Source organism: Paenibacillus sp. 598K (assembly GCF_003851045.1).
Taxonomy (GTDB): domain Bacteria; phylum Bacillota; class Bacilli; order Paenibacillales; family Paenibacillaceae; genus Paenibacillus_D.
This window is the reverse complement of record NZ_BFBX01000154.1, coordinates 3,512-3,751: the sequence shown is the minus strand read 5'-3', so window position 1 is coordinate 3,751 and position 240 is coordinate 3,512. Positions and strand designations below refer to the sequence as shown.

General features: G+C 69.2%; 1 protein-coding gene. It reads right to left on the bottom strand.

Annotation, left to right across the window (positions count from 1 at the left end):
• On the bottom strand, window positions 1-240 hold a 240-nt coding region (locus PA598K_RS32130), incomplete at both ends, for a hypothetical protein (RefSeq protein ID WP_185602357.1).

The window sequence follows — 240 nt, the reverse complement described above, 5'->3', positions numbered from 1 at the left end:
CCGCCAGCTTCGCAGACTGAATCGCGCCATCCGCCACCGCTGCCGTGCCTACGGCTCCATCTGCGAGGTGAGCCGCGCTGAGGCTGCCCGGCTGCACATGCCCCCCGTTGACGCTCTGACGGGCCAATGCCGCGCTGTGGACAGCCTCTTCGCTCAGATGGAACGGCCGGATCGCCCCGGCGATCAGCTGAGCCGGACCGATGGCATCCTCGGACAGATGCCGCTGCTGCACCGCACGGT